Genomic DNA, 18,511 nt, shown 5'->3' with positions numbered 1-18,511 from the left:
CGCTGTCGTTCAGCACGCCCGACAGCTATAATCCGCCGCTTTCCCATTTGCCAAGACCCCCGAGACCATGACTGAGTCCGTTCTTGACTACATGACCCGCCTGGGTCGCGCCGCCCGCGAAGCCTCCCGCGTGATCGGCCGTGCCAGCACCGCACAGAAGAACCGCGCCCTCGCAGCCACCGCTGCCGCGCTGGACGCTTCCCGTGCCGAGCTGACCGCCGCCAACGAACAAGACCTCGCTGCCGGCCGCGCCAATGGACTCGAACCCGCTCTGCTCGAACGCCTCTCCCTGACCCCGGCCCGCATCGACAGCATGATCGCCGGCCTGCGTCAGGTCGCCAGCCTGCCAGACCCCATCGGCACCCTGCGCGACATGAACTTCCAGCCGTCCGGCATACAAGTCGGCAAAATGCGCGTGCCACTGGGCGTCGTCGGCATCATCTACGAGTCGCGCCCCAACGTGACCATCGACGCCGCCAGCCTCTGCCTCAAATCCGGTAACGCCACCATCCTCCGTGGCGGCTCCGAAGCCATCAATTCGAACCGCGCCATCGCCGCCTGCATCCAGCGCGGCCTCGACGAAGCCGGCTTGCCTGCCGCCGTCGTACAAGTCGTCGAAACCACCGACCGCGCCGCCGTGGGTGCGCTGATCACCATGCCCGAGTACGTGGACGTCATCGTTCCCCGTGGCGGCAAAGGCCTGATCGAACGCGTCAGCCGCGACGCCAAAGTCCCGGTCATCAAACACCTGGACGGCATCTGCCACGTCTACGTCAGTTCCCACGCCGACCTGGCCGCCGCCCAACGCATCAGCTTCAACGCCAAGACCTACCGGTATGGCATCTGCGGCGCGATGGAAACCCTGCTGGTCGATCAAACCATCGCCGCAGACTTCCTGCCGCCCATGGCCGCCCAGTTCCGCGAAAAAGGCGTCGAGCTGCGCGGCTGCGAGCGCACCCGCGACCTGATCGACGTTTTGCCGGCTACTGAAGAAGACTGGCACACCGAGTACCTGGCGCCGATCCTCTCGATCCGCCTCGTGACCGGTCTGGATCAGGCCATCGAACACATCAATCACTACGGCTCGCATCACAGCGACGCCATCATCTCCGACTCGCAAGCCCAGACTCGCCGCTTCATGGCTGAAGTCGACTCGAGTTCGGTGATGGTCAACGCGCCCACCAGTTTTGCCGACGGTTTCGAATACGGCCTGGGTGCGGAAATCGGCATTTCGACCGACAAGATTCACGCGCGGGGTCCCGTGGGGCTCGAAGGCCTGACCTGCGAGAAATACATCGTCGTCGGCGATGGCACACAATTGCGCGGGCAGGGGCCGGTCTGACTTGGCCGACGTCGGTCAGGCTTCAGTGAGCGGCGCCCAGGCAGTGGCCGATCCGATTGCGGTTCCGCTGAACACTGCACGGGTGCCCCAGCGCATCGGCATACTCGGCGGCACGTTCGACCCGGTGCACATTGGCCATTTGCGTGGCGCACTGGAAGTCGCCGAGCTGCTGAAACTCGATGAGCTGCGTCTGACGCCCAGCGCCCGACCGCCTCATCGCGACACGCCGAGCGTTTCAGCGCAGGACCGTCTGGCGATGGTCCAGTGCGCGGTGGCCGGTGTGCCGCCATTGACGGTGGATGATCGCGAGCTGTTGCGCGACAAGCCGTCGTACACGATCGACACGCTGGAATCGATGCGCGCGGAACTCGCCGCCGATGACCAGCTATTTTTATTGCTGGGTTGGGACGCCTTTTGCGGGCTGCCTTCCTGGCATCGGTGGGAAGAGTTGCTGGAGCACTGCCATATCGTGGTGCTGCAACGCCCGGACGCCGACAGCGAGTCCCCGGATGCGATGCGAAATCTGCTCGCGGGACGTGCCGTCAGTGATCCGAAGGCCCTTAAAGGGCCCGGCGGAAAGATTACGTTCGTCTGGCAGACGCCGCTTTCGGTGTCTGCCACCCAGATCCGTCAACTGCTGGCCAGCGGTAAGTCGGTACGTTTTCTGGTGCCAGACGCGGTACTGGCCTATATCGATACGCACGGGCTGTACCGTGCGTCGAACTGAAGGTGTGTTGCTACGCAGCCAAGTGCGCGAAGAAACGCCCAAACATACGAGTTGAAAGAGTTTTTTATGACTGACAAACGCGCTGTAAACCCAATCATCGAAGTGATCAGGGCTGCCCTGGAAGACGTCAAGGCCCAGGATATCCAGGTGCTGGACGTTCGTGACAAACAAAGCATCACCGACTACATGGTCATCGCGACCGGTACGTCCAATCGCCAGATCAACGCGATGCTCGACAAGGTCCGCGAAGAAGTCAAAAAACAGGGCCTCAAGCCGCTGGGCGAAGAAGGCAAGGGCGACAGCGACTGGGTGCTGCTCGACCTGGACATCGCCATCGTCCACATGATGACCGCCTCCGCTCGCCAGTTTTACGACCTCGAGCGTCTGTGGGCCGGTGCCGAGCAGAGCCGTTCGGCCAGCGCTGCACACCACAGCCCGGAAAACGCTCACGAGCATTTTGACAAGCTGAACAAAGACCAGGCCTAAGGCTTCGTTGTGCGTTTGCGTCTGATCGCCGTTGGTTCCCGCATGCCCAAGTGGGTGGAAGAGGGTTGGCATGAATATGCCAAGCGTCTGCCATCCGAACTGGCGCTGGAACTGGTGGAAATTCCGCTCAACACCCGTGGCAAGAACGCCGACGTGGCACGCCTCATCCGTCAGGAAGGCGAGGCCATGCTGGCGAAAGTGCAGCCGGGCGAGCGGATCGTCACGCTTGAAGTGCATGGCAAGCCATGGAGCACCGAGCAACTGGCGGGCGAGCTCGATCGCTGGCGTCTGGATTCGCGCACGGTCAACCTGATGGTCGGCGGTCCGGAAGGGCTGGCGCCGGAAGTCTGTGCACGGGCCGAGCAGCGTTGGTCGTTGTCGCCGCTGACGTTGCCGCACCCGCTGGTGCGCATTCTCATCGGTGAGCAGATTTATCGTGCCTGGACCGTGCTGTCCGGTCACCCTTATCACAAGTAGCGCCGCTGCCTTCACTGTGAACCTGCCCTAAATGTCTCAGCCGATTCGCCTGAAAGACCACGAAAAGGACGCACGCCTGGTGCGCAGCCGAGTCGTGGTCGGCGCAGTCGCGGTCGTCGTGCTGATCTGCGTGCTGGTCGCGCGGCTGTATTTCCTGCAGGTCATCCAGTACGAGTACCACTCGACGCTGTCCGAGAACAATCGCGTTCATGTGCAGCCGATCCCGCCGAGCCGCGGGCTGATCTACGACCGTAACGGTGTAGTCATTGCCGACAACCGGCCCAGTTTCAGCCTGAGTATGACCCGCGAACGCTCGGGTGACTGGACCCAGGTGCTGGACACCATCGTCCAGGTCCTTGAGTTGACGCCTGACGACCGGATCATCTTCGAAAAGCGCATGAAGCAGGGTCGCCGGCCGTTTGAGCCGGTGCCCATCCTGTTCGAACTGACCGAAGAGCAGATCGCCCGTATCGCCGTTAACCAGTTCCGCCTGCCGGGGGTTGAAGTGGTGGCGCAGCTGGTTCGCCACTACCCACAGGGCGAGCACTTCGCCCACTCGGTGGGTTACATGGGGCGGATCAACGAGAAAGAGCTGAAAAGCCTCGATCCCGTGAACTACAGCGGCACCCACCACATGGGCAAAACCGGGATCGAGCGTTTCTACGAGCCCGAGCTGCACGGTCAGGTCGGTTACGAAGAAGTCGAAACCAATGCCCGCGGCCGCGTGCTGCGCGTGCTCAAACGGACCGATCCGGTGCCCGGCAAGGACATCGTCCTTAGCCTCGACATCCAGTTGCAGGAAGCCGCCGAAGCCGCCCTGGCCGGGCGTCGCGGCGCGGTGGTGGCGCTGGACCCGAACACCGGCGAGGTACTGGCGATGGTCAGTCAGCCGAGCTTCGACCCGAACCTGTTCGTCACCGGCATCAGCTTCAAGGCCTATTCCGAGCTGCGCGATTCGGTCGACCGTCCCCTGTTCAACCGTATTTTGCGGGGCCTGTACCCGCCGGGTTCGACCATCAAGCCGGCGGTGGCGATTGCCGGTCTCGACACCGGCGTGGTCACGGCCAGCACGCGGGTTTTCGACCCCGGCTACTACATGCTGCCGAACTACGATCACAAATACCGTAACTGGAACCGCACCGGCGATGGCTGGGTGGATCTGGACACGGCGATCATGCGCTCCAACGACACCTACTTTTACGATCTGGCCCACAAGGTCGGGATTGATCGGCTGTCGGCGTACCTGAACAAGTTCGGCATCGGCCAGAAGGTGTCGTTGGACATGTTCGAAGAATCCCCCGGCCTGATGCCGTCCCGTGACTGGAAGCGCGTGACCCGGCGGCAGGCGTGGTTCCCGGGCGAAACACTCATTTTGGGGATCGGCCAGGGCTACATGCAGGCCACGCCGTTGCAGTTGGCCCAGGCCACCGCCTTAGTGGCGAACAAGGGCAAGTGGAACCGTCCGCACTTGGCAAAAACCGTCGAAGGGCAGAAGCCGGTGGACGAGAACCCGATGCCGGACATCGTCCTGCGTGATCCGTCGGACTGGGCCAAGGTCAACCACGGCATGCAGCAAGTGATGCACGGCGCTCGCGGTACCGCGCGCAAAGCCGCCATCGGTGCCCAATACCGAATCGCCGGCAAGAGTGGTACGGCTCAGGTCGTGGCCATTCGGCAGGGCGAGAAATACGACCGCTCGAAAGTCCAGGAACGCCACCGCGACCACGCTTTGTTTGTCGGCTTCGCGCCGGCCGACAGCCCGAAGATTGTCGTCGCGGTGATGATCGAAAACGGCGAGTCCGGGTCGGGCGTTGCCGCGCCCGTCGTGCGGCAGGTCATGGACGCCTGGCTGCTTGATCCACAGGGCCACCTGAAACCCGAATACGCCAGCAATGCACAGCCTCCGGAGACCGCGGCCCGTGAAGAGTAATTTCGACCGCATCTTGTCCAGCGAAGATGTGATGCGCCGTCGCGCCACGTTTCTGCAGAAAATCCACGTCGATGGCCCGCTGCTGATCCTGTTGCTGACGCTGGCGGCGGGCAGTCTGTTCGTGCTGTATTCGGCCAGCGGCAAGAGCTGGGACCTGCTGATCAAGCAGGCGACCTCCTTCGGTATCGGTCTGGTGTCGATGTTCGTCATCGCCCAGCTTGAACCCAGGTTCATGGCCCGCTGGGTGCCCGCCGCCTACGTGATCGGCGTTCTGCTGCTGGTGGCGGTGGACGTCATGGGCCACAACGCCATGGGCGCCACGCGCTGGATCAACATCCCCGGGGTCATCCGCTTTCAGCCCTCGGAATTCATGAAGATCATCATGCCGGCGACCATCGCCTGGTACCTGTCCAAGCGCACGTTGCCGCCGCACCTCAAGCACGTCGCGGTGAGCCTCGGGTTGATTGGTCTGCCGTTCATTCTGATCGTGCGTCAGCCGGACCTCGGCACCTCGCTGCTGATTCTGGCGTCCGGCACCTTCGTGCTGTTCATGGCCGGCTTGCGCTGGCGCTGGATCATCAGCGTGGTGGCAGCCGCAGTTCCGGTGGCGGTCGGCATGTGGTTCTTCTTCATGCATGACTACCAGAAGCAGCGGATCCTGACCTTCCTCGACCCGGAGAGTGATCCCCTCGGCACCGGCTGGAACATCATTCAGTCCAAGGCGGCGATCGGTTCGGGCGGCGTATTCGGCAAAGGCTGGCTCATGGGCACGCAGTCGCACCTGGACTTCCTCCCGGAAAGCCATACCGACTTCATCATTGCGGTGCTCGGCGAAGAATTCGGGCTGGTGGGGATTTGCGCGCTGCTGCTGATCTACCTGTTGCTGATCGGCCGCGGGCTGGTGATCACCGCCCAGGCGCAGACGCTCTACGGCAAGCTGCTCGCAGGCAGCCTGACCATGACCTTTTTTGTTTACGTTTTCGTCAATATCGGTATGGTCAGCGGTCTGCTGCCGGTCGTAGGCGTGCCGTTGCCCTTCATTAGCTACGGCGGAACTTCGCTGGTGACGCTGCTGTCAGCGTTTGGTGTTTTGATGTCGATCCACACGCATCGCAAGTGGATCGCTCAGGTTTGATTAAGGTGAAGAACTTAATGCAAGTAGTGCGTGGCTGGGCTGCTCGATATGCGCCGCTGGTCGGTCTGATGGGCATCTTCGGCTCAGTGCAGGAATCACTTGCCGGTGACTATGACGGCTCTCCTCAAGTCGCCCAGTTCGTCAGCGAAATGACCCGCGATTATGGTTTTGCGGGCGAGCAACTGATTGATGTATTCCGCGATGTGCAGCGCAAGCAGGCGATTCTCGATGCCATTTCGAAGCCTGCCGAGCGTGTGAAGCCGTGGAAGGACTATCGCCCGATGTTCCTCACCGACGCGCGCGTTGCCCGGGGCGTCGATTTCTGGCGTCAGCACGAGGCCGCCCTGGCGCGCGCCCAGCAAGAGTATGGCGTGCCCGCTCAGGTGATCGTTTCGATTATCGGCGTCGAGACGTTTTTCGGCCGCAACACCGGTAATTACCGGGTGATGGACGCATTGTCGACGCTGGCGTTCGACTATCCCCAGCGCGCTGATTTCTTCCGCAAGGAGCTCCGTGAATTCCTGCTCCTGTCCCGCGAACAGCAGGTCGATCCGCTGACGCTCAAAGGCTCCTACGCCGGCGCCATGGGTTTGCCTCAGTTCATGCCGAGCAGCTTTCGCGCCTATGCAGTGGATTTCGACGGCGACGGCCACATCAATATCTGGAACGACCCGGACGACGCAATCGGCAGCGTTGCCAGCTACTTCCAGCGTCACGGCTGGGTCGCCGGTCAGCCGGTTGTCAGCCGCGCGGACGTTCGCGGTGACCGTGTTGACGAGGGCTTGAGCCCCGGCATCGATCCGGTGAAAAACGTTGGGGAGTTGCGAGCGTTGGGGTGGGCGAGTCATGATGCGCTGCGCGACGACATGCCGGTCACGGCGTTTCGCCTCGATGGTGACAAAGGCCCTGAATACTGGATGGGTCTGAAGAATTTTTACGCAATCACGCGGTACAACCGCAGCGTGATGTACGCCATGGCCGTGCATCAGCTGTCTGAAATGCTTGTTCAAGCCCGGGACGTCAAGTAATGCGGCCACTGCCGATGCAACAACCATTGAAACTGATGGCCTTCACGGCGCTGACTTTGCTGATCGTCAGTTGCTCGACCAGCCGCCCGACGACCACGACGCAGCGGCAGCAGGGCAACATCATTCGTTCGCAGCCCGGGCTGGACATCAACAGGGCGCACAAAGACGGCGCTCCCTGGTGGGACGTTGACGTTTCGCGCATCCCCGACGCCATTCCGACCCTGCACACCGGCCCCTATAAGGCCAACCCGTACACCGTGCTGGGCAAGACCTATTTCCCGCTCAGCGATTCCAAGACCTATTCCCAGACGGGAACGGCGTCGTGGTACGGCACCAAATTCCACGGCCAGAACACCGCCAACGGCGAGGTCTATGACCTGTACGGCATGAGCGCGGCCCACAAGACCCTGCCGCTGCCCAGCTATGTTCGCGTGACCAATCTGGACAACAACCGCACTGTGATCCTGCGGGTCAACGACCGCGGCCCGTTCTATTCCGACCGCATCATCGACCTGTCATACGCGGCGGCGAAGAAACTCGGTTATGCCGAGACCGGCACAGCGCGGGTAAAAGTCGAAGGCATCGACCCTTCTCAGTATTGGGCGCAGCGCGGCAAACCGGCGCCGCTGATGCTGGATCAGCCGCAGGTGGCGAGCAGCAATCCTCCGGCGCGTCAGCCGCAACCGGGCGCTCCGGTGATTACCGCATCAGCGGGTACGATCGAACAATGGACGCCGCCGCCGCAGCAACATGCCGCCCCGGTCACACCGGTGCCGATCGACGCAAAAAAAAACGCTTCCGGACAAGCGTCTGGGCTGTTTCTCCAAGTGGGAGCCTTCGCCAACCCGGACGCTGCGGAACTCCTGAGGTCGAAATTGAGCGGGATGGTCCGGGCGCCGGTGTTCGTGAGTTCGATCGCACGCAATCAACAGACGCTCTATCGCGTGCGGATGGGACCGGTCGACACGCCGGGTGAAGCCCAGCAACTGCAAAACAGCGTAAGGTCGGCCAACCTCGGCTCGCCAAGCGTCGTCACGTCGGACCAGTAACGTTTTTATCAGCGCTTCTCGCCCCGGGAACAGAGGCGAGTTTCGCTGCCTGACCGACGACGTGCCGACCGGGTGTGTCGTTGTCAGCAGCTTTTCACGGCACGTTCTGTAGAATGTGAGCCCGTTTGCCGGGGTAGCCCGGCACCCGCTTTGCCCGCAAGGGCATGTTTGCCCATTAGCATTTTCGAGAGACGGATGAACATCACCAGCTTTGCAAAACGCCTTTGCCTGCTAATCCCGCTATTCACCGCGCCTGCCGTGTTTGCGGCGGAACAGATGACGCCATCGCCACCGCAACTGGCTGCCAAGGCTTATGTGCTGATGGACGCCAACAGCGGCAACGTTCTGGTCGAAAACAATGGCGACCAGCGCCTGCCACCGGCCAGTCTGACCAAGCTGATGACCGCCTACATCGCCACGCTGGAAATCCGTCGCGGCCAGATCGGCGAAAACGACCCTGTCACCGTCAGCGAAAACGCCTGGCGCACCGGCGGTTCGCGGATGTTCATCAAGGTGGGCAGCCAGGTCACCGTCAGCGACTTGCTGCACGGCATCATCATTCAGTCGGGTAACGACGCCAGCGTTGCGCTTTCCGAGCACATCGCCGGCAGCGAAGACGCCTTCGCCGACCTGATGAACAAGACCGCTGCCGACCTGGGCATGGTCAACAGCCACTTCATGAACCCGACCGGCCTGCCGAACCCGGATCACTACGCCACGGCCCATGACATGGCCCTGCTGGCGCGCGCGATCATCCACGAAGACCCGGCTCACTACGCGATCTACTCGCAGAAAGAGTTCTTCTGGAACGGCATCAAACAGCCGAACCGCAACCTGCTGCTGTGGCGTGACAAGACCGTCGACGGTCTGAAAACCGGTCACACCGAAGAAGCCGGCTACTGCATGGTGTCCTCGGCCGTTCGTGATGGCATGCGTCTGATTGCGGTGGTGTTCGGCACCAACAGCGAGCAAGCTCGTGCTGCCGAGACCCAGAAGCTGCTGACCTACGGTTTCCGCTTCTTCGAAACCCAGACCTTCTATCAGAAGGGCACCGAGCTGGCTCAGGCGCCGGTCTGGAAAGGCACAGAGCGTCAAGTCAAAGCCGGCCTGGCTGAAGACCTGACCATGACCATGCCAAAAGGCGAGCTGAAAAAGCTGGCTGCCAGCATGACCATGAACCCGCAACTGGTTGCACCGATCGCCAAAGGCGACGTTATCGGCAAGGTTGAGGTCAAACTGGACGACAAGGTCGTGCACAGCGCCAACCTGATCGCCCTGGACGCCGTCGACGAAGGTGGTATCTTCCGCCGCCTGTGGGATAGCATCCGCCTATTCTTCTACGGTCTGTTCAACTGATCAACGATTGATCAAAAACTGACCGTTGCTCCGTACGCCCCTGTCGCCGAACGCGCCGGGGGCCTGTCCGTTTTCCGGCTTACGAGGCCGTTACTGCCATGACAGATACCGAAGTAAAAGCGCCAAAAATCGAATTTCCCTGCGCCGACTATCCCATCAAGATCATCGGCGACACGGGTGTGGGCTTCAAAGACAGGGTCATCGAGATCCTCGAGAAGCACGCCACCGTCGACATGAAGACCCTGGCGGAGCGCCAGAGCAGCAACGGTAAATACACCACCGTTCAGCTGCACATCATCGCCACCGGTCAAGACCAGCTCTACGACATCAATAGCGAACTGCGGGCCACCGGCTTCGTGCACATGGTGCTGTGATGGGGCCGGTTCTGGGCTTTCGTGAACTCGGGCTGACCGATTACGAGCCCACTTGGCAGGCCATGAAACGCTTCACCGACGGCCGCGACCGCGAAACCGCCGACGAGGTCTGGCTTGTGCAGCATCCGCCCGTCTTCACCCAAGGCCAGTCCGGCAAGCCCGAGCATTTGTTGCTGCCGGGGGATATCCCGTTCGTGCAGGTCGATCGCGGCGGCCAAGTGACTTATCATGGCCCCGGCCAACTGGTCGCTTACTTGCTGCTGGACGTTCGCCGTCTGGGCTTCGGTGTTCGCGAACTGGTCACCCGGATCGAGCGCAGCCTGATCGATCTGCTGGCCAGTTACGGCGTAGACGCCGCAGCCAAGCCCGATGCACCGGGGGTTTACGTCGATGGCGCCAAGATTGCCTCGCTGGGGCTGCGCATCCGCAACGGCTGTTCGTTTCATGGCCTTGCGTTGAACGTCGATATGGATCTGGACCCTTTTAAACGGATTAATCCCTGCGGGTATGCGGGGCTGGCGATGACCCAGCTGCGCGAACAGGCAGGTCCGATTGAATTTGCCGAGGTTAGTGCCCGGCTGCGTGCGCAGCTCGTCAAACACCTCGACTACGCTGAGCAGACGACCCTAACGGGCGGAATCGATTGATATGACTACTGCGTATGAGGCAGCTGACACTGTCGTGAATACAGAGAATGCCGTACAGACCCTGATCCCGACGGTGAGCGTGACCACGCCCGAGCGTGTGGCGCGTCCGAAAGTGGAGGCCGGCGTGAAGCTGCGCGGCGCGGAGAAAGTCGCGCGCATCCCGGTGAAGATCATTCCGACGGTCGATCTGCCGAAGAAGCCGGACTGGATTCGCGTGCGCATCCCGGTCTCGCCGGAAGTCGACCGCATCAAAGCGCTGCTGCGCAAGCACAAGCTGCACAGCGTGTGCGAAGAGGCGTCTTGCCCGAACCTGGGCGAGTGCTTCTCCGGCGGCACCGCGACCTTCATGATCATGGGCGACATCTGCACCCGTCGCTGCCCGTTCTGCGACGTCGGTCATGGCCGTCCGAAAGCGCTGGACACCGATGAGCCGAAGAACCTGGCCGTCGCCATCGCCGACCTGAAACTCAAGTACGTCGTGATCACTTCCGTTGACCGGGACGACCTGCGCGACGGCGGTGCCCAGCACTTTGCCGACTGCATTCGCGAGATCCGCCTGCTGTCACCAAACGTGCAGCTGGAGACCTTGGTCCCGGATTACCGTGGCCGCATGGACATCGCGCTGGAAATCACCGCCGCGACGCCGCCAGACGTGTTCAACCACAACCTGGAAACCGTGCCGCGTCTGTACAAGGCTGCGCGCCCGGGTTCGGATTACCAGTGGTCGCTGACCTTGCTCAAGCGCTTCAAGGAAATGGTCCCTCACGTCCCGACCAAATCCGGGCTGATGCTGGGGCTGGGCGAGACCGACGAAGAAGTCATCGAAGTCATGCAGCGCATGCGCGAGCACAACATCGACATGCTGACCCTGGGTCAGTACCTGCAACCGTCGCGCAACCATTTGCCGGTCCAGCGCTTCGTCCACCCGGACGTCTTCGACTGGTTCGCCGAAGAAGGTTACAAGATGGGCTTCAAGAACGTCGCCTCTGGCCCGCTGGTTCGCTCCTCGTACCACGCGGACGAACAAGCCAAGCTGGTCAAGTCGCTGCTCACGGCGGGCTGATCACAGCGTCGTTGATGCAGAAAGCAAAACGGGCCGGATAGAAATATCCGGCCCGTTTTTTTGCGTTGCGTTTAGCTGTGCCGGAATTTACGGCTGGCGCAACTGCTGCAGCAGCTCTTGCGTCGGGTACCCGTCCGCCGGCCAGCCAAAGGATTGCTGTGCACTGCGAATCGCCTTACGCGTGTTGGCGCCGATGATCCCGTCCGGGGCGCCTGCGTCGTACTGTCGGGCCGAGAGCAGCGTCTGCAACTCGATACGCTCGGAGCGGCTCAGCGGACGATCACCCCGCGGCCAGCTGCCCTGCACATAACCGCCGCCACTGAACCGCTCGGACAGCAACCCGATGGCCAGTGCATAGGACGACGAGTTGTTGTACTTGAGGATGGCGCGGAAGTTGTCCATCACCAGAAAGGCCGGGCCCTTGTAGCCCGCAGGCAGCAGCAAGGCCGCCTGCTGTTGCAGCAAATTGGCCGGCAACGCTGAACCGTTTGGTAGCTTCAGCCCCAGCTGTTGCCATTCGCTGATGGATTTACGGGTTGAAGCGTCGGCCAGCGCGTAGTCGAAACCCTGAGCCAGTTGCACCTCAAAGCCCCACGGCTGGCCTTTCTGCCAGCCCGAGCTTTGCAGGTAATGTGCGGTGGAGGCGAGGGCGTCGGTGGGGGAGTTCCAGATGTCACGGCGACCGTCGCCGTCGAAATCCACCGCGTGGGTGTTGTAGGTCGTCGGGATGAACTGCGTCTGGCCCATGGCGCCGGCCCACGAGCCCAGCATGCTCGGCGCGTCGATATCGCCATGCTGGATGATCTGCAGCGCGGCGATCAGCTGGTCCTGGGCAAACTGCGGTCGGCGGCCTTCATAGGCCAGCGTCGCCAGTGAGCGAATCACCGATTGCGTGCCCTGGAACTGGCCGAAGCTGCTCTCCATGCCCCACACGGCGACCAGTGCCTGGCGATCGACGCCATAACGCTGCTCGATGGCGCTCAGCGCGTCGGCGTATTGGTTGAGCAGGGCCTGACCCTTGCGCACGCGTACAGCCGACATGGCGCCATCGAGGTATTCCCACACCGGGCGGCTGAACTCCGGCTGGCTGCGATCGGCCTTGACCACGCTCATGTCCGGGGTGACGCCGGCAAACGCGCTATCGAACACATCGGGCCGCACACCCGCGTTCACCGCCAGAGCACGGAACTGGCTCTGCCACTCGCTGAAGCTCATCGCGGGCTGGATTTCAAAGTTGGCGTCGTCGGGTTGCGCAACAGCGCCTGAAGGCGTGGGCAGGTTCTTGACGACTTGGGCCGCGGGCGCGGACTGGAGAGGGGTGGCAACGGCAGCGGTAGGCTGCTCGGCACAGGCAACCAGCGCGAAGAGGCTGGAGGCGGCGATCAACTGGCGAAGGTGCCAGCGACGGGGAAAGCTTGGGGGCATTCTGGGGTCCACAGGGCTAAACCGGAAGGTGCAGACCTTAACATGCCGGCCCTGTTGGTGGGGCGTCAGTCAGTAACCTGAAGTTTTCAAGCCGCCATAAGGGAAGAAGCCTCCCAGCTTTTAGACTGGAAGGCTTCGCGGCGGTAGCTGCCTTTGCCTTTGCCGGGTTGTTCCTGACGGCTGCGGAACAGTGGCTGGGCGATGATGGATTTGGCCTTGTTCGGCCGCTTTTTGGCTTTGCTCATGGCGTTCTCGCTCAAGTGGTGGGGTGGAGCAGCGGGGATATTCGGCCACTTCGGCGCCGCTGTCCAATTAACCTGAGCTATCGAAAGGTTACATATTATTCCGCTGGCAATGCCAGCCGTTGTCCCGCCATCAGCAGCGTCAGTCGACTCAGGCTGCTCCAGACCGAGCCTTGGGCCTGTCCTTTGATTTGCGCGTCGATGTGTTGCGCGTCCATCAACAGCTGACCCCAGCGTCGCGCGGAGTGGCGTTGCAGGGCCTTGCTCATCAACGGCTTGCGCTTGTCCCAGATGGGCGGGCGCGCCTGACTGAAGGCTTTGTCCAGCGGAATGCCCTGACTGAACTGCAACGCCAGATTGGCCAGCACACGCAGCTCGCGGGACAGCGCCCAGAGAATGACCGGAGGTTCGACGCCTTCGCCACGCAGGCCTTCGAGCATTCGCAGCGCATGGGCCGCTTCGCCGTTGAGGATGGCGTCAGTCAGACCGAAAACATCGAAGCGCGCGCTGTCAGCCACCGCCGCCTGCACGGTTTCGACCGTGATCTGGCCTTCCTCGGCCATCAGCTTGAGCTTTTCGATTTCCTGCGCAGCGGCCAGCAAGTTGCCTTCCACCCGCGCAGCGATCAGTTCGATGGCGTCCGGCGTTGCTGCCAGGCCGGCTTGTGACAGGCGCTGACGAATCCATTGCGGCAACTGGCTGGCGTCCACCGGCCAGATCTGCACGAACTGAGTCTGCGGCCCTTCAACCAGCGCCTTGCCCCATTTGGTTTTCTGCGCCGAGCCGTCGAGCTTGGGCAGGCTGATCAGCAGCAGCGTGTCTTCGGCGGGACGACCGCAGTATTCCAGCAGCGCGGCGGCGCCTTTGTCGCCGGGTTTACCGGACGGCAGGCGTAACTCCAACAGCCGGCGCTCGGCGAACAGCGACATGCTCGCGCCCGCCTGGAGCAGGGTGCCCCAGTCGAAGCTCGAATCGGCGCTGAACACCTGACGTTCGTCATAGCCCTGCTGGCGCGCAGCCGCACGAATGGCGTCGCAGGCCTCCTGACACTGCAGCGGGTCATCGCCGCTGACGATGTAGACGGGCGCAAGGGTGCCTTGCAGGTGTTTGGAAAGCTGGGCGGGGGCGAGTTTCATGGGTCAGAAAAGATCAGGGCCGGCGAACCGGCCCCGATGCCGTCACTTGGACGGGATTTCGATAGGCGACTGCTGTGGCGTCTCGTCGCGAATGCGTTGAGCTGCAGCTTCGGCATCAGCCTGGGCGCGGGCAGCGGCGTCGGCTTTGGCTTGCAGTTCATCGAGGCGCTCAGGCGTCAGTTGCTGCAGACGGGCCAGCACTTTTTGCACGAGGTCGCTTTGCATTTCCTTACGGATCTGCGCGGCTTCCTGGTCAGAGCCGATCAGGTTGTTGCCGTCATGGACGAAGACTTTCTGCGACTGCACGGAGTCATCAAGCAGCAGGACGTCTTTGCTGCCATGAATCTCGTACTTCAGCACGGTGGTCAGCTCGTATTCGGCGGAGCGGCCGGAACCTGCGTAGCTGGCTGTGCGCTGGGTCTCGTCTTCACGGGCGATGAACAATTTGTACTGGGCGCCGGTGTAGACATGTACGCCGCTATTGGTCAGCGTCTGACGCAGTTGAGTGACGACGTCGCCGTAAGCATCGCGCGCGCTCACGTCCAGTTCCTTGATCGACAGGGCGTTGGTGCCGGTGCCGCGCAGCTGGAAACCGCAGGCGCTCAGCAGAACCGCGAGTCCCATTACCAGCAGATTGCGTTTGATCATCTTGTTGCTCCCTTGAATCCGTTAGAACCCGGCATCCCGGGTTCTTGAAGTTGATGCGGCGCCTGCAGACAGGCGCCCGATGATTGCGTCAGCTGGCGACGATGTTTACCAGTTTGCCCGGCACCACGATCACTTTGCGGATGGTCAGGCCGTCGATGAAGCGCAGCACGTTTTCGTTGATCCGTGCGGCCGCCTCGACTTCCTCGCGGGTGGCGCTGGCCGGCATCTCGATATGACCACGCAGTTTGCCGTTGACCTGAATCACCAGCTGCAACGTGTCCTGCACCAGTGCCGAGTCATCGACCACAGGCCAGCCGGCGTCGATGATCGGATCGGAGTGGCCCAGTGCCGCCCACAGCTCGTGGCTGATGTGCGGGGTGATCGGCGCCAGCAACAGCGCGACCGTCTCCAGACCTTCCTGTAACAGCGCGCGGTCCTGAGCCGAAGCCTGCGGCGCTTTTTCCAGCACGTTCATCAGCGTCATCACCTGAGCGATAGCGGTGTTGAATTTGTGATGCTGCCCAACGTCCTGACCGGCCTGCTTGATGGCCAGGTGAATCGAGCGGCGAATGGCCTTCTGGTCGTCGTTCAGCGCGCTTTTGTCGAGTGCGCTTGCAGCGCCCGCCGTCACGTGGGCCTGAGCCAGGCGCCAGACGCGCTTGAGGAAGCGGTGCGAGCCTTCCACGCCGGAATCAGACCATTCCAGGCTCATGTCAGGTGGCGAGGCGAACATCATGAACAGGCGGCAGGTGTCGGCGCCGTACTGGTCGATCATCGACTGAGGGTCGACGCCGTTGTTCTTCGATTTCGCCATCTTTTCGATGCCGCCGATTTCAACCGGCTGGCCATCGGCAATCAGTTTGGCGCCGATGATCTTGGCCTTGCTGTCGCGTTCAAACTCGACATCAGCCGGGTTGAACCAGGTTTTGCTGCCGTTGGCTTCCAGACGATAGAACGTCTCGGCCACGACCATGCCTTGGGTGAGCAGGTTCTTGAACGGCTCGTTGGAACTGACCAGGCCTTCGTCGCGCATCAGCTTGTGGAAGAAGCGCGCGTACAGCAGGTGCAGGATCGCGTGTTCGATACCGCCGATGTATTGATCAACCGGCAGCCAGTGATTCGCGGCCTTCGGGTCGACCATGCCGCCCTCGTAGTGAGGCGAGGCGTAGCGGGCGAAGTACCACGAGGACTCGACGAAGGTGTCCATGGTGTCGGTTTCGCGCTTGGCCGGCGCGCCGCAGGTCGGGCAGCTGCACTCGTAGAACTCGGGCATGCGCGCCAGTGGTGAGCCAGCGCCGTCCGGTACCACGTCTTCAGGCAGCTTGACCGGCAGTTGATCTTCCGGGACAGGCACGTCGCCACAGGTGTCGCAGTGAATGATCGGGATCGGGCAGCCCCAGTAGCGCTGGCGACTGATGCCCCAGTCGCGCAAGCGGAACTGGGTGCGTGACTTGCCGAGTTCTTTCTTGAGCAGCGCGGCTTCCATCGCGTCGAAAGCACCCGCGAAATCCAGGCCGTCGAACTCGCCGGAGTTGATCAGCTGACCGTGCTCGCCGTATGCGTCCTGCCAGGGCGCAGGGGTTTCATCGCCCGCGCTGGTGCGCACAACGGCTTTGATCGGCAGGCTGTACTTGGTCGCGAACTCGAAATCGCGTTCGTCGTGGGCAGGAACGGCCATAACCGCGCCGTCGCCGTAATGCATCAGCACGTAGTTGGCGACCCACACCGGCAGCTTCTCGCCGGTCAGCGGGTGCTCGACGAACAGCGAGGTCGGCAGGCCTTTCTTTTCCTGGGTGGCGACGTCCGCTTCGGCGACGCTGCCGCTCTTGCATTCGTTGATGAACGCTTGCAGCTCGGGATTGTTCTGCGCAGCCAGGGTCGCCAGCGGGTGCTCGGCGGCAACGGCCACATAGGTCGCGCCCATCAGGGTGTCGGGGCGGGTGGTGAAGACTTTCAGGGTGCCGGCTTCGCCGATCGACGCCTGGTCGTATGGGAACTGCACTTCCATGCCACGGGATTTGCCGATCCAGTTGCGCTGCATGGTCTTGACCTGTTCAGGCCAGCCCGGCAACTCGTCGAGGCTCTCCAGCAGCTCATCCGCGTAGGCGGTGATCTTGAAGTAGTACATCGGAATTTCGCGTTTTTCGATCACCGCGCCCGAACGCCAGCCGCGCCCGTCGATGACTTGCTCGTTGGCCAGAACGGTCTGGTCGACCGGGTCCCAGTTCACGGTGCCGTTCTTGCGGTAGATCACGCCTTTTTCGAACAGGCGAGTGAACAGCCATTGTTCCCAGCGGTAGTAATCGGGTTTGCAGGTGGTGATTTCGCGGGACCAGTCGATCGCCAGACCCAGGCTCTTGAGCTGGTTCTTCATGTAGGCGATGTTTTCGTAGGTCCACTTGGCGGGGGCGACGTTGTTCTTCATCGCAGCGTTTTCCGCCGGCATGCCGAACGCGTCCCAGCCCATCGGCTGCAGCACGTTTTTGCCTTGCATGCGCTGGTAGCGGGCGATCACGTCGCCGATGGTGTAATTGCGCACATGACCCATGTGTAGCTTGCCGCTGGGGTAAGGGAACATCGACAGGCAGTAGAAGGTGTCCTTGCCTGGCTGTTCACTGACTTCAAAAGACTTTTGCTCGTCCCAGAAGGTCTGGGCGGCGGCTTCGATTTCGCGGGGCTGGTAGAGTTCGTGCATGGCTACTTTTGGCTGAAATGAGTGACCCTTGACCGCTTCTCGGCGTGACCGGATCAGGAAGCCTTCGCATGCCAGACGAGGCCGTCCGCATTGCGATGCATCCATGCCCGGTTGGGCGGAAGTGGATTTACAGGAAGCGCCGTAGCATACATGAGGCTACCAAGCCGAGGGAAACCCTGATTGCGTGCTCAAGACTCGGCATCTGCGGCATCCGCCGTTGGTCGCGGCACCGCGCCGGTTTTTGCAGTGGCGCTAAGCTCACTGACGGGGGTAAGCGTTTATCTTCAGTGAGGTGAGCGGATGGCAGAGCTGCAGCATGAAGTAGAGCAACCTGATGTGTATGACCGTTTGATCGATCGTCTGGGCCTGGCTCTGGACACAGCAAAAACGGCGGTGCGGCTTCGAAACGAATCCCCCGCCGAGCTTGAGTTGCGTGGATTGAGCCACGCCGAGTTTCAGTTGATCGAGGCTTATCTGGGCAGGACCGAAATCGTTATCAAAGAAGATTCTTCGATCATCACGAGGGGAAGTTCCAGCACCTCACGGGAGCCTTCCGAGTCGATGCGAGCGCCGCATCCTCAAGCCAATGTCATCTGGCTCAAGGAGCAGCGCCGAGCCAAGGTGTCGGCAAAGTTGAGTCGCTACAGTTCCACCAAACATTTCAAGCGTTAACTTCTGCGGGGGCTGACCCCGGCCAATCGAGCATTGCTGCTTAGCGTCATTGCTTCTAGGCTTCGGGCATCTTTGGAGA

General features: G+C 61.8%; 18 protein-coding genes. 13 read left to right on the top strand and 5 right to left on the bottom strand.

All coding sequences use genetic code 11. The annotated features are described in order from the left end of the window. The first annotated feature begins 67 nt into the window (after positions 1 to 67). The 12 genes from ACYASU_RS22460 (at position 68) to lipA (ending at position 11,614) form a co-directional block, all read left to right on the top strand. Complete coding sequence (locus ACYASU_RS22460; protein WP_463584102.1) at positions 68 to 1,342, top strand: glutamate-5-semialdehyde dehydrogenase; 1,275 nt, start codon at positions 68 to 70, stop codon at positions 1,340 to 1,342. An 82-nt stretch (positions 1,343 to 1,424) separates the two neighbouring features. Further along, positions 1,425 to 2,069 carry a nicotinate-nucleotide adenylyltransferase gene (gene nadD / locus ACYASU_RS22455; RefSeq protein WP_108121747.1) on the top strand — a complete coding sequence of 215 codons (645 nt, stop codon included), beginning with the start codon at positions 1,425 to 1,427 and terminating at the stop codon, positions 2,067 to 2,069. 66 nt (positions 2,070 to 2,135) lie between these two features. Next, entirely contained in the window at positions 2,136 to 2,555 is a 420-nt protein-coding gene (gene rsfS, locus ACYASU_RS22450) for a ribosome silencing factor (RefSeq protein WP_065988378.1), read from the top strand. Between the two features lie 9 nt (positions 2,556 to 2,564). Beyond that, on the top strand, positions 2,565 to 3,032 hold the full coding sequence (gene rlmH, locus ACYASU_RS22445) for a 23S rRNA (pseudouridine(1915)-N(3))-methyltransferase RlmH (protein ID WP_037017961.1): 468 nt from the start codon (positions 2,565 to 2,567) through the stop codon (positions 3,030 to 3,032). A 31-nt stretch (positions 3,033 to 3,063) separates the two neighbouring features. Further along, positions 3,064 to 4,962 carry a penicillin-binding protein 2 gene (gene mrdA, locus ACYASU_RS22440; protein ID WP_282367186.1) on the top strand — a complete coding sequence of 633 codons (1,899 nt, stop codon included), beginning with the start codon at positions 3,064 to 3,066 and terminating at the stop codon, positions 4,960 to 4,962. A 31-nt stretch (positions 4,963 to 4,993) separates the two neighbouring features. Continuing rightward, positions 4,994 to 6,097 (top strand): rod shape-determining protein RodA, encoded by a 1,104-nt coding sequence (rodA, locus tag ACYASU_RS22435; RefSeq protein ID WP_163022102.1) that lies wholly within the window; start codon positions 4,994 to 4,996, stop codon positions 6,095 to 6,097. A 17-nt stretch (positions 6,098 to 6,114) separates the two neighbouring features. Then, the gene (mltB, locus tag ACYASU_RS22430; protein ID WP_282367188.1) at positions 6,115 to 7,125 is read left to right on the top strand and encodes a lytic murein transglycosylase B; all 1,011 of its coding nucleotides are present in this window, start codon (positions 6,115 to 6,117) and stop codon (positions 7,123 to 7,125) included. Next, positions 7,125 to 8,174, top strand: a complete 1,050-nt coding sequence (locus ACYASU_RS22425; protein WP_192173760.1) for a septal ring lytic transglycosylase RlpA family protein — start codon at positions 7,125 to 7,127, stop codon at positions 8,172 to 8,174. Before mltB ends, ACYASU_RS22425 begins: the two co-directional genes overlap by 1 nt. Positions 8,175 to 8,369: 195 nt before the next feature. Further along, positions 8,370 to 9,530, top strand: a complete 1,161-nt coding sequence (locus ACYASU_RS22420; RefSeq protein WP_282367192.1) for a D-alanyl-D-alanine carboxypeptidase family protein — start codon at positions 8,370 to 8,372, stop codon at positions 9,528 to 9,530. 98 nt (positions 9,531 to 9,628) lie between these two features. After that, the gene (locus ACYASU_RS22415) at positions 9,629 to 9,904 is read left to right on the top strand and encodes a DUF493 domain-containing protein (RefSeq protein WP_074892711.1); all 276 of its coding nucleotides are present in this window, start codon (positions 9,629 to 9,631) and stop codon (positions 9,902 to 9,904) included. Beyond that, positions 9,904 to 10,551, top strand: coding sequence for a lipoyl(octanoyl) transferase LipB (gene lipB, locus ACYASU_RS22410; protein ID WP_463584100.1), 648 nt, complete (start codon positions 9,904 to 9,906; stop codon positions 10,549 to 10,551). Before ACYASU_RS22415 ends, lipB begins: the two co-directional genes overlap by 1 nt. Positions 10,552 to 10,624: 73 nt before the next feature. After that, positions 10,625 to 11,614 carry a lipoyl synthase gene (gene lipA, locus ACYASU_RS22405; protein WP_192173834.1) on the top strand — a complete coding sequence of 330 codons (990 nt, stop codon included), beginning with the start codon at positions 10,625 to 10,627 and terminating at the stop codon, positions 11,612 to 11,614. Between the two features lie 87 nt (positions 11,615 to 11,701). Here the strand turns inward: lipA and ACYASU_RS22400 are convergent, their stop codons facing one another. From ACYASU_RS22400 to leuS, 5 genes are all read right to left on the bottom strand, one after another. After that, positions 11,702 to 13,039, bottom strand: a complete 1,338-nt coding sequence (locus ACYASU_RS22400) for a lytic murein transglycosylase (RefSeq protein WP_463584099.1) — start codon at positions 13,037 to 13,039, stop codon at positions 11,702 to 11,704. Between the two features lie 86 nt (positions 13,040 to 13,125). Further along, a complete protein-coding gene (gene arfA / locus ACYASU_RS22395) occupies positions 13,126 to 13,284 on the bottom strand; it encodes an alternative ribosome rescue factor ArfA (RefSeq protein ID WP_463584098.1) in 159 nt (52 codons plus the stop codon). A 95-nt stretch (positions 13,285 to 13,379) separates the two neighbouring features. After that, positions 13,380 to 14,417: a DNA polymerase III subunit delta gene (gene holA / locus ACYASU_RS22390; protein ID WP_346627663.1), complete on the bottom strand. Its 1,038-nt coding sequence runs from the start codon at positions 14,415 to 14,417 to the stop codon at positions 13,380 to 13,382. A gap of 42 nt (positions 14,418 to 14,459) precedes the next feature. Further along, positions 14,460 to 15,065, bottom strand: coding sequence for an LPS-assembly lipoprotein LptE (locus ACYASU_RS22385; RefSeq protein ID WP_463584097.1), 606 nt, complete (start codon positions 15,063 to 15,065; stop codon positions 14,460 to 14,462). Between the two features lie 88 nt (positions 15,066 to 15,153). Then, complete coding sequence (gene leuS / locus ACYASU_RS22380) at positions 15,154 to 17,760, bottom strand: leucine--tRNA ligase (protein WP_463584096.1); 2,607 nt, start codon at positions 17,758 to 17,760, stop codon at positions 15,154 to 15,156. Positions 17,761 to 18,060: 300 nt separating this feature from the next. Here leuS and ACYASU_RS22375 point away from each other — a divergent pair, with 300 nt between their 5' ends. Then, positions 18,061 to 18,432, top strand: coding sequence for a hypothetical protein (locus tag ACYASU_RS22375; protein ID WP_346631217.1), 372 nt, complete (start codon positions 18,061 to 18,063; stop codon positions 18,430 to 18,432). The last annotated feature ends 79 nt before the right edge of the window (positions 18,433 to 18,511 follow it).

This window comes from Pseudomonas sp. HP_12, from assembly GCF_055283955.1.
Note: the sequence above shows the minus strand (reverse complement) of the source record. Positions and strands in the feature narration are given on the sequence as shown.